Here is a 12,834-nt window from a genome sequence, read left to right on the forward strand (position 1 = left end):
GGACGGTCCATGCCACGCATACGTGTTGTATCTATGATGTGCGCATGCCTCCCGCTCCCGTCCCCGTCAGCCCGACCGCCAAACAGCCACCCGCCGCCGAACGCGTCTACGCGCATGTCAAAAAAGCCGTCCTCGACCGCCGCTACGAGGGCGGCACACTGCTGACCGAGGGCGATCTCGCCGAGGCCGTCGGCGTCTCGCGCACCCCCGTGCGCGAGGCCCTGCTCCGGCTCGAGGCCGAAGGGCTGCTCAAGCTCTATCCGAAGAAGGGCGCCCTGGTGCTGCCCGTGTCGGCGCAGGAGATCGCGGACGTCGTCGAGACCCGGCTGCTGGTCGAGCGGCACGCCGTCGCCAAGGTCGTTCCGGCCGGGCAGCGGCTGCTCGCCCGGCTCGAGGAGCTGCTGGAGGAGCAGAAGGAGCACGCGGCGGCCGGGGACCTGAACGCCTTCGCGGTCGCCGACCGGTGCTTCCACGCCGAGATCGTACGGGCCGCGGGCAACGGCATCCTGGCGCATCTGTACGACCAGCTGCGGGACCGCCAGCTGCGGATGGGCGTGGCCACCATGCACGCCGAGCCCGACCGCATCGCCAAGAACATCACCGAGCACACCGAGATCCTGACCGCCCTGCGCTCCGGAGATGCCACGGCCGCCGCCGGGCTCGTCGAGCGCCACATCAGCTGGGTGAACAACCTCGCCCGGGGTGAGGAGCGATGAGCGACGTCCGGCTGCCCGGCGATCCGCCCGGAGGGCGGCGTGCCGCCGCCGTCTGGGGCATCGGGGTCGCCGTCTACTTCATGGCCATCACCTACCGCACCAGCCTGGGTGTGGCCGGCCTGGACGCCGCCGAGCGGTTCCACATCAACGCCTCGGCGCTGTCGACGTTCTCGATCCTTCAGGTGCTCGTGTACGCGGGCATGCAGATACCTGTCGGCCTGATGGTCGACCGGCTGGGCACCAGGAAGGTGCTCACGTTCGGCGTCGTGCTGTTCACCGCCGGCCAGCTCGGCTTCGCGTTCTCCCACACGTACGGCTTCGCGCTGGCCTCACGCGCGCTGCTGGGCTGCGGTGACGCCATGACGTTCATCAGCGTGCTGCGGCTCGGCTCGCGCTGGTTCCCGGCCCGCCGCGGACCGATGATCGCGCAGGTCGCCGCGTTGTTCGGGATGGCGGGCAACCTGATCTCGACCCTGGTGATCGCCCAGGCGCTGCACACCCTCGGCTGGACCCCGACCTTCGCGGGCAGCGCGATCGGCGGTGCGCTCGTCCTCGTCCTGGTGCTGGCCTTCCTCAAGGACCACCCGGAGGGGTACGAGCCCGTCCCGGCCACCCACTCCGGCGCCGCCTTCGTCCGCCGCCAGATCGCCGCGGCCTGGCGCGAGCCGGGCACCCGCCTCGGCATGTGGGTGCACTTCACCACCCAGTTCCCCGCGATGGTCTTCCTGCTGCTGTGGGGGCTGCCCTTCCTGGTGGAGGCCGAGGGGCTGTCCCGCGCGTCCGCCGGCGAGCTGCTGACCCTCGTCGTGCTCTCCAACATGGCGGTCGGCCTCGTCTACGGACAGGTCATCGCCCGGCACCACGCCGCCCGCGCACCGCTCGCCCTCGGCACGGTCGGGGCCACCGCGCTGCTGTGGGGCGCCGTACTGGCCTGGCCCGGCGACCACGCGCCCATGTGGCTGCTGATCACGCTGTGCGTCGTACTCGGCGCCTGCGGACCCGCCTCGATGATCGGCTTCGACTTCGCCCGCCCCGCGAACCCGCCGGAGCGTCTTGGCACCGCCTCGGGCATCGTCAACATGGGCGGCTTCACCGCCTCGATGACCACCCTGCTGGCCATCGGCGTGCTGCTCGACGCGACCGGGGGCAACTACCGCGCCGCCTTCGCCTCCGTGTTCGTCCTCCAGGCCCTCGGCATCACGCAGGTGCTGCGGCTGCGCGGGCGGGCGCACCGCCGGGAGCGCGAGCGCGTCGTCGCGAGCCGCGTCGAGGCGGTGCACGTACCGGCGTGACGCCGCCTGTCCCGCCCGTCCTGCCTGTCCCCTGGGGGACGCTTACGTCCTGAGGCCTCCCCCAGGCGCCTCGGGGCGCCTTGGGCCGGGGCCTTGGGCCGGCGCCTCAGGCCGTGACGGCGAAGTTGGCCAGGATCGCGTCGGCCAGCTGCTGATCGCCCTCGATCTTCAGCTTGTCGGCGACCGCCTCCGGCCGCACCCGCCCGCACGCCAGGCGCAGATACGTCTCCCAGTCCACCGCGATCGTCACGGTCGGCCCCAGCGAGACGCTGCCGTCGATGGTGGCCCGGCCCTCCGCGTTGACCCGCACCGTCCGCATGAACTCCAGCGCGCCGTGCACATCGAAGACCACCGCCGAGCCGGGCGCCGCGCCCGCGTCCTCGGCGACCACCTTCGGAAGCGCGGCCAGCAGTCGGTCCCGGGCGATGATCGCGCCCGGCGAGTCCAGATTGCCCGGCTTCCCGAGCGCCCGCCGCAGATCCTGCTCATGCACCCATACGTCGAAGGCCCGCGCGAGCAGGGCCTTCTCCAGGGCCATCTCGCCCCCGCCCGGCCAGCGCACCATGGCGTCCGGCTGGCGCTTCTCGTTCCGCAGCTGCCGGTTGCGGCGGATGATGGTGTAGTCCAGCTCGGAGGTCATCTCCGGCGCGGTGTGGCAGCGCCGTACGTCGACCTGGACCTCCATATAGCGCGCGTGCTCGTTGGTGACGTGGTACAGGTCGCGCGGCAACGAGTGGATCGGGCGCGGATCGCCGAGCATCTCGGTCTCGAGGCCGATGACATGCGAGACCACGTCGCGCACCGACCATCCGGGGCACTCGGTGGCCCGGTTCCACTCCCCTTCGACAAGCGGATTCACCAACTCGAATATCGCTTCGACGGAATGGGTCCAGGCGTCGATGGAAGTCTGCAGGCTGGGATGGACGGTCACGGGACCCCTCGGGCGGTTCGTACGCGGGCTGGGTGCTTGTGTGTGCGTTTAAGTTACGCTGCGCACGAGCACCCCGGGAGTGCTTTCGCGTCTGATCGTAGGCCCGGATTCGCCGCTCGGTCGCTGAGAGCGGTGGTACAGTGCACGGTCGCCCGCCGCAGATCCGGAGGAATCCGGACGATCCGGTTGAAATCTCTGGGGTGTTGCCTCAGCCCGCGATATGGCGGTAGCCGGTGACCCTTTCGGGCGCGGGCAGGGGGGCCAGCCGGACGGTGAGGCCCGTACCCGGGGCGTGGATGACCTTGCCGCCCCCGATGTAGAGGGCGACATGGCCGTCGCCGTTGGACAGGACCAGGTCGCCGGGGCGCAGTTCGGCCCGGGTGGTCTGCTTGCCGGCGTAGCGCTGGGCCCAGGTGGTGCGGGGGAGCTTGACCCCGGCGGCCTGCCAGGCGCGCATGGTCAGACCGGAGCAGTCATAGCCGCGGGGGCCGGTGCCGCCCCAGACGTAGGGCTTGCCGAGCTGGGCGCGGGCGTAGCCGACGGCCTTGGCGGCGCGGCCTGTGGCGTGCTTCTTAGCGGGCTTCTTGACGTGCTTCTTGGCCTTGGTCTTGGCGGTCTTCTTGCCGCTGTCATCGGCCCTGGGCCCGTCGTCGGCCGACGACGGTCGCTCGCCGGTGTCCCCCGCGACCGTCCCGGGCAGATTCAGGGTGTCGCCGGCGTAGATGAGGGTCGAGCTGCCCAACTCGTTCAGGTGCTGAAGCTTCTTGACGGTGGTGTGGTTCTTCTCGGCGAGGCCGTACAGCGTGTCGCCGTAGACCAGCACCACCGTCGTCGGCGCGGCGGGGCGGGCGGTGCCCGGCCGGGCGTCGGCGCCCCCGTCGTCCTTCCCCTCCTTGGGCTGCTCGGCCGGGGTCTTCGCCTCGGCCGGCGGAGCCAAGGTCACCTGCCGAGAAGGCGCGGGCGACTGCGCGGAGTCCCGGTCGTCCGGTCCGTGCACGGCCAGCAGCGCCCCCGCCAGGACCGCGAGGACGGTCAGCACGGCCATGGCGGCGGTGCGCACCGCCGCCCGTACCACTGTGGCCAGCGGCCCTCGCCGCGCGGCGCGCGGCTTGGCGTGGGCGGCCGACGACGACGTGGTGCGGCGCTCGGCGGCCCGTATGTGCTCTCCCATCACAACCTCCTTCGCGGTGCCCCTGGCTCGGGGCATGGAAGGGAGGCTGCTGGGGCGCGAGGGTGTCCGGCAACGCATGGGCCGTCTGGGACAGTCCGGATCTGTCTGCGCAGCTCAGACCCCTTCGGACAGCCGCACCTCGCCTCCTGTCAGAGCGAGTTGGGACCATGCCGGTATGCAATTCGACGATCCCTCCGAGATGAGCCGAGAGTGCGCCGAACGGCTCGGCGAGCAGGCCGGCCGGCAGTTCGCCGCCATGGCCCGCCGCGGCTTTCGACTGGAATCCCCCACGGACGACGCCCCGGCCACCGGCCGCTGCCGGCTCGGCGGCCCCGCCCTCCTCGAACCGGGCACCGCCTGGCCCGAGGTCGGCGGCATCCCGCTGTCCCTGCACGCCGTCCTCGACACCGACGCCCTCGCCCCCTGGCTCGGGGACCAACTGCCCACACGGCCGGGCCTGCTCAACTTCTTCTATCTCGATCCCGACCTGCCGTACGAGAAGTACTCGAGGCTGGCGGACGAGCCTGAGGCGTGCCGCGTCATACCCGCCGATCCGGCACGGGCGGTCGAGACCGCCGCCCCCGCACCGGCGCGGAGCTATCCGGCCACCCCCGTCCACGCGGTCGAGGTCACCATGCTCCCGGACTCCTGGGACGTCGAGGACGGCGATGTCGAGTACGACCGGGAGGAGCACTGGGGCGCGCCCTCGCTCATTCTCGATGTGATGAGCGACCTCAACGGCAACACCTCCGGCAGCCACTGCGCCTTCGGCTGGCCCGACACCTCGTACGCGTTCTGGGTGACCCGCCGCGACGCCGACGGCCCGGCGGTCCATCTGCTCCAGCTGCCGGAGGACTCGGAGCTCGGATGGGGCTGGGGCGACTCCGGGACGATGTACTTCACGATCCCCGCCAAGGCCTTCGCGGCGGGGGACTTCAGCAAGGCCCAGGCGGAGATGCGCTGCTGCTGAGCCGTCCCTGACGGCCGCTGCCCCCACCGAGATCCCGTCCGACCGCCCCGACCGGACGGGATCCCGGCTTTCCGGACCTTGTCCCACCTCGCGGACACAAGCCCGGACACCCACGCTGACCTGCACAGACGATCCTGGACGGGCCCGGACGCCCGGAACCGTTGCCGGACGCGCCGGACACCCCGAGGCTCTTGCCCATCGCCCCGCACCGCCGGGCAGCGCCCCCGTCGAAGGCGCCACCCCGCGTACTGCCGGGCCCGCCCTGCCGCTCACCGGTGTCGACGACCGCAGGCAGGCGCGACAGGAGCCTCATTCCTTCAACGCAGGAGCATCAGCATGCGCAACACACGAGCCGGGCGGACCCGCAACCTGGTGGTCGCGGCCCTCGCCGGCAGCCTGCTCGCCGGCGGCGCGGCGGTCGTCGCGGGCGACGACCTCTTCACCACCGACGCCTCCGCGAAGCCCGCCGACACCATCGGCATCGCGGCGGCAAAGCAGTCGACGAAGCAGTCCAAGAAGCAGGGCACGTCCTGCTCGACCGGCACGAAGCAGATCAAGAACAAGAAGTTCGTCAAGACCGTCTACGAGTGGCCTGACACCCCCGACTACGTGCAGAGCATGCCGGGGCCGGCGAAGACCACCTGGGAGTACAAGGTGGACCTCACCAGCAAGGTCAGTGCCACCTTCGGCATGAGCGAGGACGGGATCAGCGCCGGCCTGGGATTCGAGATCAGCAAGACGGAGAGCAGGACCAAGAAGGCCGAGCTCAACCTTCCGGAGAAGGCGCACTATCTGGTCCGCGCCGCGATCGTCTACAAGCAGTACCAGTTCGACGTCTACGAGGAGCGGGGCTTCTGGAACTGGTACGGGGACTATTTGATCTGCCAGTCCTACCAGCAGCCCACCTGGGTGAAGCTGGGCACCAGCACCGCCATGAGGGCGTGGACGGGCACCTACCGGGTCAATAAGGTGACCAAGCCCAGGACCCACCAGGCGGGCGGCTCCGCGTACCCGGCGGCGTAACCCACCGGGTGATGCCTGTGGGCTCGCCTTGGCCAGGCGAGCCCACGGATACGCGAGGGGCACCCGACGCCCACCGGCGTACGAGTGGCACTCTTGACGTCATGAGCAAGCGAGCCCGTGTCCGCGCCCCTGAGCTGCAAGGACGTACCTGGATCAACACCGGCGGCAAGGAACTGTCCCTCGCGGACTTCCGAGGCAGCATCGTGATCCTGGACTTCTGGACCTTCTGCTGTGTGAACTGCCTGCACGTCCTGGACGAGCTGCGTGAGCTGGAGGAAAAGCACCGCGACACCGTCGTCATCGTCGGTGTGCACTCGCCGAAGTTCGTCCACGAGGCCGAGCACCAGGCGGTCGTCGACGCCGTCGAGCGCTATGAGGTGCATCACCCCGTGCTCGACGACCCCGAGCTGGCCACCTGGAAGCAGTACGCCGTACGGGCCTGGCCGACGCTGGTCGTGATCGACCCCGAGGGGTACGTGGTCGCCCAGCACGCGGGCGAGGGGCATGCGCACGCGCTCGAGACGCTGGTGGCCGAGCTGGAGGCCGAGCACGGTGTCAAGGGCACGCTGCGGCGCGGTGACGGTCCGTATGTGCCGCCGGAGCCGGTCGCCACCGAGCTGCGGTTCCCCGGCAAGGCGCTGCTGCTGCCCGGCGGCACCTTCCTGGTCTCGGACACCACACGGCACCAGCTGGTGGAGCTGGCGGCGGACGGTGAGAGCGTGCTGCGGCGGATCGGGGCCGGTGAGCGGGGGCTCGTCGACGGGCCCGCCGACCGGGCGCGGTTCAGCGAGCCGCAGGGGCTTGCACTGCTGCCGGACGGCACGGTGATCGTCGCCGATACGGTCAACCACGCGCTGCGCGCCCTGGACCTGGCGACCGGCGAGGTGCGGACGGTCGCCGGGACCGGGCGGCAGTGGTGGCAGGGGTCCCCGGCCGCCGGGCCCGCTCGTGAGGTCGACCTGTCCTCGCCCTGGGACGTGGCCTGGTTCGCGGACCGGCTGTGGATCGCCATGGCGGGCGTCCACCAGCTGTGGACGTACGACCCGGCGGACGGGACGGTGCGCGCGGCCGCCGGTACGACGAACGAGGGCCTGGTCGACGGGCCGGCCGCCGAGGCGTGGTTCGCCCAGCCGTCCGGGCTGGCCGCGGCCGCCGACCGGCTGTGGATCGCGGACTCCGAGACCTCGGCGGTGCGGTACGTCGAGCGCGACGGTCAGGGTGGCTTTGTGGTGCATACGGCCGTGGGCACCGGGCTGTTCGACTTCGGCCACCGCGACGGCCCCGCCGACCAGGCGCTGTTCCAGCACCCGCTCGGCGTGACCGCGCTGCCCGACGGCTCGGTCGCGGTCTCGGACACCTACAACCACGCGCTGCGCCGCTTCGACCCGGCGTCCGGCGAGGTCAGCACCCTCGCCACGGATCTGCGCGAACCGTCGGACGCCGTGTTGGTGGACGGCGACATCGTGGTCGTCGAGTCGGCGCGGCACCGGCTGACCCGGCTGCGGCTGCCCGAGGAGGCCGTACGCGTGGCGGCGGTGGCCCACCGCACCCAGCGGGCCGCCACCGAGATCGCCCCGGGGACGCTGCGGCTCGACGTCGTCTTCCAGGCCCCCGCCGGGCAGAAGCTCGACACCCGCTACGGCCCCTCCACCCGCCTGCTCGTCAGCTCCACCCCGCCCGAGCTGCTGGCGGGAGGCGAGGGGGCCGGTACGGACCTGAGCCGCGAGCTGGTGCTGACGGACGGGGTGACGGAGGGTGTGCTGCACGTCTCCGCGATGGCCGCCTCCTGCGACGACGACCCGCTGAACGAATACCCGGCCTGCCATGTGCACCAGCAGGACTGGGGCGTCCCGGTCCGGGTCACCGACGGCGGTGCGACCAGGCTGCCGCTGGTGCTGGCGGGGATGGACGAGGACGGGTAGCGCGATCCGGCTGGCCGTGACCAGCGTCCCGGCGCGGGTCAGCAGGTCCACGGGGTTGACGGTCGCCGCCGCCACGCGGATCCGCACCTGCCCGGGGCCCGGCGCGGGCCGTGGCGCCTTGGGGATCTCTATGGCTTCCGGTCCGCCGTACGTCCGTGCCACGGCGGCGCGCATCACGGTCTGCTCGGTCACGGTTCCCAGGCCTCGCCCTCGCCGCCCTGGCCGACGGCCCCATGCGCTACGGCGAGCTGTCGCGCCGACTGGCCGGAGTCAGTCGCGTGACCAGACCGTCGCGCTCCAGATTGCGCAGGGTCAGGGTGAGCATCTGGCACTCACCCGTTCTGCCCCCGTTCTAGGCTGCACGCATGATTCGCGCAGTTGTCTTCGATGTCGGCGAGACGTTGATCCGGGACGACCGCGTTTGGGGGGCATGGGCTGACTGGCTGGGCATCCCCCGCCATACCCTCTCCGCCCTCGTCGGCGCCGTGGTCGCTCAAGGGCGTGACAACGCCGAAGCCCTGCGGCTCATCCGGCCCGACATCGACATAGCGGCCGAGCGAGCCGCGATGGAGGCCGCTGGAGTCGGCGAGGACCTCGACGAGTCCGACCTGTATCCAGATGTGCGTCCAGCGCTCGCTGCTCTTTGTGAGGCGGGCATCCGCGTCGTCATCGCGGGCAACCAGACGGTGCGCGCTGGTGTTCTGCTGCGGGACCTCAAGCTGCCCGTTGACGAGATCGCCACCTCGGGAGAGTGGGGGATCGCCAAACCCGATCCGCGCTTCTTCGCCCGCGTTCTGGGCCTTGCAGGAACCGCGCCCAGCGAGACCGTGTACGTAGGCGATCACCCCGCGAACGACACGCAGCCGGCGAAGGCCGCGGGCCTGCGCGCCGCGCATCTGCGCCGTGGTCCTTGGGGCCATCTGTGGTCCGGCACAGTGGAGGCGGCCGCCGCGGACTGGCAGATCGACTCGCTGCTCGACCTCGTACGGCTCGCCGCCGCATGAAGCAAGTGGCCTCGTACATATGGGGCCGCTCGCTACCGTTCGGAGTGGACGCACCGAACGGAGCACCAGCATGCCGACTGAGAACGCCCGCGCATTCGGCAAACGCGTGGCCTACCACCGCCGCATCGCACGTATGACACAGCAGGAGTTGGCCGACGCGGCCGGGGTCCATGTCGGCACCCTACGGAAGATCGAGCGGGGTGCTCGGGGCGCCGGCGACGGTGTCGTGGAGGCATTAGCGGCTGCGATCGGCGTCGACACCTCCCGCTTGCTGGGGAGCCGGGATCGGGCGGACGCGCGTGTTCACGCCGCCATGCCGTCTCTGTCAGCCGTCATTGCCGCGTATGACGCCCCAGACGACGGGCCAGTCCGGCCACTGGCCGAGCTGCGCACCGCAGTGGACGAGGCAGTGACATGGCGCTTGGCTGCTCAATACGTGCGGATCGCTCGCCATCTGCCGTCCCTCATCGGCGAGCTGACCCGTGCCTTCCATCTCGCCCCGGCCGAAGAGCGCGCCGAGGCCGCGAGCCTGCTGGTTTCCGCGCTGCGAACCGCTGACGCCGTGGCGTACAAGTACGGCGCCCGGGACCTGTCTGCGCGCCTGGTGGACCTGATGCGGTGGGCGGTTCCATACGCCTCGGACCCTCTGTTGGACGCAACCGTCGCCTACGTCCGCACCGAGACCTTCTTCGCGGCCCGCGCGTACGTCCCCGGGCTGCGCGCGCTGCAGGCTGCGATCGACAACGCACCCACTGGTCAGGACGATACGGCGATCGCTGCCTTGGGTGCCTTGCACATGCGAGCCGCTGTTATCGCTGGACGAGCCAGACTTGTGGAGGCTGCGGATCACCACCTCACGGAGGCTTTGCGCCTGGGGGCCGCTGTACCTGAGGACGTCTACCAGGGCACAGCGTTCGGGCCGTGCAGCGTCCGCGTCCATGAAGTCTCCGTTGCCGTCAGCCTCGGCGGTGACCATGTACGTCGGGCCCTGGCCGTCGCCAGCGATTGGGCCCCGCCGCGTTCTCTGCCTGCCGAGCGCCGGAGCGGGTTCTATATCGATCTGGCTCGCGCCCAGCTCTGGTCGGGGTTGGCCCGCGACGCGTACCAATCGTTGCAGACCGCCCGTCACATCGCTCCACAGCACACCCGCGACCACCCATGGGTGCGCGAGGACATCGCCACGCTCCGCCGACTGCGGCGCGGCGATGCCGCGAGCCTCAGCAACTTCGCGGAATGGTGCCACGCCGGCGAGTGACCCTGACTGACCCTCGCTGGGTCACTTGTGGCGCTGTCCGCGGAGAACCATCTACCTGTCCACACCGACCAGGCAGATGGGACGACTCCGACCATGGCCGAACCCTTGCGGGTGCCCGCCGCGACCAAGGCGAGCCCGATGGACGCCGACCCTCTCAACTTCGGATCGTGGGCACCGCCAAGCGGCCGTAACACGGAGCTGCAGTCCGCTGGCCGATCTTGGGACGTCGTGCGCGTTCCCCTCTCCATCGGCATCGGCAAACGCACCCTCGACCTGCTGGGCGAGGCGACGGGCGCGGTCATCAAGAACCCCTTCGACAAGGTCCTCTACTGGTTGATCGCGCCCGGCTCAGCCGCCGCATGGGACATGAGCCGGCTGCCCAGCATCGAGGTGTGGGGGGCGACCGCCTACATCGAGGTGCCACCGGTGGCCCGTACGACCGGGCCTGGCGTGCACTGGCGCGTGCCGCTCCGGTGCGGCCGGTACTTCACCGACCCGACGGCTCTCCTCGCCGCGCTGAAGATCGCCACCAGCGCGGCGCTCGGCCCACGCGAGGGGGCCGCCCGGTGACCGAGTGCTGCTATCGCTGCGACAAGCCCACCCGCGAACCGATCACCGTGCTGCGCGCGTCAGCCTCCGGGCCCGGCTGCCTGCGCCACCTGTGCCCGGAGTGCAACCGCCGACGACCGCACCCCGACGCCGACCTGTACGACGTGCTGGTCACCCTGCAGCGCGAGCGGCAGACGAGGTGACCGTCCCCGTCGGCAACCGGCGCATGTCCCCGTACTGCGCTCTGCACACGACCGAGCCCGACACCACGCCCGCCGAGATCCACGCCTTCTGCAAAGGGCCAGGCGAGGTACGCGCGGCACCCATACCGCCCGCGACCGTCGGCGCGCTCATCTTCACCGTCCGCTGTGACTGCGACTGCCACAAGGCGGACGCCACATAGACCGGTGGACCGCTGGCGGCCCACCCCACGGACCCCTCGCCCCGGCCTCCCGCTTGCAGGCCAGTGGGCCGGGACGAGGACCGCGCAACCAGCGCGGGGACACCCCAACTCACAGGAGTAGCCCATGCGATTACAGCACACCGCCCGCCACGACCCGGGCGACCGCGACACCATGCCCGACACCGACGCCCCGACACCGGGCGGGCAGACGCCTGGCGACTCGGACGACGGGCGCCAGTACGCGAGGTAGCCCACGCCAGGCGCCATAGGTAGACCGCGGCCCCGCCCTTGGACAACCCCCGCCGCAGGGCGGGGCCGCTCCCCACCACGCAGGAGCCCCATCATGACGGCACCCCCCAAGCCCGACCACTGGCACTGCTACCGCTGGACCGGAGAACGCCGAACCTACGACGACGAATCGGCGCGTCGACCACCCCACCTCAGCAGCCACAACATCCCGCCCCAGGGGTGGAAGCAGATCGCAGCTGCCAGCCCCGCCTTCATGGCAAGTGACGTACCACCCCTGGAGGTAGCACACTGGCTGCTACGCCCAGCCAGAACGATCAAGGCGACCTTCGAAGCGCCGGACAAGGCTTCTGCCTGGTACCGAGACCAGGTCACCGGCCTAACCCCGTCCTTCATGACCGCCCACGACAAGAACCCCGCCCGGCAAGCCGAGCGCTTCGCCACCGCGGAAGACCGGCTCAGCTGGGGCGGAGACGTCGTCGGCGGCTGGTACCTGCGGGGTACTGGATTCGCCTCGGTGCAAGTGGTCGCGTGCAGCGCGAATCGGACCCGCCCGACGATCCCGTGCCCGATGCACTGATTCCCGCCTGGACCGCTGGACGAGGGTGAAGGGCGGTACGGATCTGAGCCGCGGGCTGGTCCTTGCGGACGGGGTCACCGAGAGCGGCACGTCCAGGTTGCCGCTCGCCGACGACGGCCCGCTCGGCCTCGGTCAGCTCGCCCTGCGGCGGTCGGCGGATGTCCAGTCGGCGCACCGCGCGCCACCAGCGCTCGCGCCCGCCGGATCGACGGCAAAGTCCCGGTCTGCCGCCGGGCTGCTCGATCGGGCGCGACACCGACGCGGTCCACCTGGTGCTCCAGACCGCTGCACGGCGGCGGGCCCGGCGCCACTCCGAGAATCGAGGACACGCGGTTCGCGGCACCGCGCACCTCGGGGGCGTCGAGGGGATGGCCTCGCCCGGAAAACCGATGGCCCCCGCCGCAGGGCAGCGGCGGGGGCCATCGGGACGGGAAGCCGGGGGGAAGTCGGCTCCCCGGGTCTGTGGGCCGGCGAAGGCCGGCGGTCGTCAGTCGAGTGCGTTGGACAGGTCGCTCTGCCAGTAGGTGACCTGGGCGGTGTCGTCGATGTAGACGGAGCCGCCGGGGAGTTCGACGGACTTGGAGTCGTCTGAGCCTTCGAGGTAGACCTCCAGGGAGGTGACCTTGTAGCCGTTCTGGCCCGAGCCGTCGGCGGAGGAGGTGCGGATTCCGGCGTAGGCGGTCTCGCCGGGGGCGAGGGTGACCACGGCCTGCGGCTTGCTGTCCTCGTACACCGGGGTGGCGGCCTGGGCGTCCTCGCCGAACTTCAGGAT

Annotated in this window: 15 protein-coding genes; 12 read left to right on the forward strand and 3 right to left on the reverse strand. The window is 71.1% G+C overall.

Going from position 1 to position 12,834, the window contains the following annotated elements; genetic code table 11:
- Positions 1–44 precede the first annotated feature (44 nt).
- Together ACWDSL_RS06230 and ACWDSL_RS06235 are read left to right on the forward strand one after the other, a co-directional pair.
- On the forward strand, positions 45–716 hold the full coding sequence (locus tag ACWDSL_RS06230; RefSeq protein WP_450482205.1) for a GntR family transcriptional regulator: 672 nt from the start codon (positions 45–47) through the stop codon (positions 714–716).
- Positions 713–2,008 (forward strand): MFS transporter, encoded by a 1,296-nt coding sequence (locus ACWDSL_RS06235; RefSeq protein WP_450482207.1) that lies wholly within the window; start codon positions 713–715, stop codon positions 2,006–2,008. The genes ACWDSL_RS06230 and ACWDSL_RS06235 overlap by 4 nt, the downstream gene beginning before the upstream one ends.
- 106 nt (positions 2,009–2,114) lie before the next feature.
- Here ACWDSL_RS06235 and ACWDSL_RS06240 read toward each other — a convergent pair whose 3' ends face one another.
- Positions 2,115–2,939 carry a maleylpyruvate isomerase family mycothiol-dependent enzyme gene (locus ACWDSL_RS06240; RefSeq protein WP_450482209.1) on the reverse strand — a complete coding sequence of 275 codons (825 nt, stop codon included), beginning with the start codon at positions 2,937–2,939 and terminating at the stop codon, positions 2,115–2,117.
- 208 nt (positions 2,940–3,147) lie between these two features.
- Positions 3,148–4,110, reverse strand: coding sequence for a C40 family peptidase (locus ACWDSL_RS06245; protein ID WP_450482211.1), 963 nt, complete (start codon positions 4,108–4,110; stop codon positions 3,148–3,150).
- 175 nt (positions 4,111–4,285) lie between these two features.
- Between ACWDSL_RS06245 and ACWDSL_RS06250 the strand changes: the two genes are divergently transcribed.
- The 10 genes from ACWDSL_RS06250 to ACWDSL_RS06295 all read left to right on the forward strand — a co-directional run bounded on the left by ACWDSL_RS06250 (position 4,286) and on the right by ACWDSL_RS06295 (position 12,062).
- Positions 4,286–5,080 (forward strand): DUF1963 domain-containing protein, encoded by a 795-nt coding sequence (locus ACWDSL_RS06250; RefSeq protein ID WP_450482213.1) that lies wholly within the window; start codon positions 4,286–4,288, stop codon positions 5,078–5,080.
- 336 nt (positions 5,081–5,416) lie between these two features.
- Positions 5,417–6,103 carry a hypothetical protein gene (locus tag ACWDSL_RS06255; protein ID WP_450482215.1) on the forward strand — a complete coding sequence of 229 codons (687 nt, stop codon included), beginning with the start codon at positions 5,417–5,419 and terminating at the stop codon, positions 6,101–6,103.
- Between the two features lie 101 nt (positions 6,104–6,204).
- Complete coding sequence (locus tag ACWDSL_RS06260) at positions 6,205–8,025, forward strand: NHL domain-containing thioredoxin family protein (protein ID WP_450482216.1); 1,821 nt, start codon at positions 6,205–6,207, stop codon at positions 8,023–8,025.
- Positions 8,026–8,390: 365 nt separating this feature from the next.
- The gene (locus ACWDSL_RS06265; protein WP_450482218.1) at positions 8,391–9,029 is read left to right on the forward strand and encodes an HAD family hydrolase; all 639 of its coding nucleotides are present in this window, start codon (positions 8,391–8,393) and stop codon (positions 9,027–9,029) included.
- 70 nt (positions 9,030–9,099) lie between these two features.
- Entirely contained in the window at positions 9,100–10,284 is a 1,185-nt protein-coding gene (locus ACWDSL_RS06270; protein WP_450482220.1) for a helix-turn-helix domain-containing protein, read from the forward strand.
- A gap of 93 nt (positions 10,285–10,377) precedes the next feature.
- Positions 10,378–10,854: a hypothetical protein gene (locus ACWDSL_RS06275; protein ID WP_450482222.1), complete on the forward strand. Its 477-nt coding sequence runs from the start codon at positions 10,378–10,380 to the stop codon at positions 10,852–10,854.
- The gene (locus ACWDSL_RS06280; RefSeq protein WP_450482224.1) at positions 10,851–11,036 is read left to right on the forward strand and encodes a hypothetical protein; all 186 of its coding nucleotides are present in this window, start codon (positions 10,851–10,853) and stop codon (positions 11,034–11,036) included. Before ACWDSL_RS06275 ends, ACWDSL_RS06280 begins: the two co-directional genes overlap by 4 nt.
- Positions 11,033–11,236, forward strand: a complete 204-nt coding sequence (locus ACWDSL_RS06285) for a hypothetical protein (protein ID WP_450482226.1) — start codon at positions 11,033–11,035, stop codon at positions 11,234–11,236. The genes ACWDSL_RS06280 and ACWDSL_RS06285 overlap by 4 nt, the downstream gene beginning before the upstream one ends.
- Before the next feature lie 124 nt (positions 11,237–11,360).
- Positions 11,361–11,486 carry a hypothetical protein gene (locus ACWDSL_RS06290; RefSeq protein ID WP_256981780.1) on the forward strand — a complete coding sequence of 42 codons (126 nt, stop codon included), beginning with the start codon at positions 11,361–11,363 and terminating at the stop codon, positions 11,484–11,486.
- Between the two features lie 93 nt (positions 11,487–11,579).
- Positions 11,580–12,062, forward strand: coding sequence for a hypothetical protein (locus tag ACWDSL_RS06295; RefSeq protein ID WP_450482228.1), 483 nt, complete (start codon positions 11,580–11,582; stop codon positions 12,060–12,062).
- A 487-nt stretch (positions 12,063–12,549) separates the two neighbouring features.
- Here the strand turns inward: ACWDSL_RS06295 and ACWDSL_RS06300 are convergent.
- Positions 12,550–12,834 (reverse strand): DUF4232 domain-containing protein (locus ACWDSL_RS06300; RefSeq protein ID WP_450482230.1); only part of this gene is annotated, 285 nt, incomplete at its 5' end.

This window comes from Streptomyces sp. NPDC000941 (assembly GCF_053599555.1).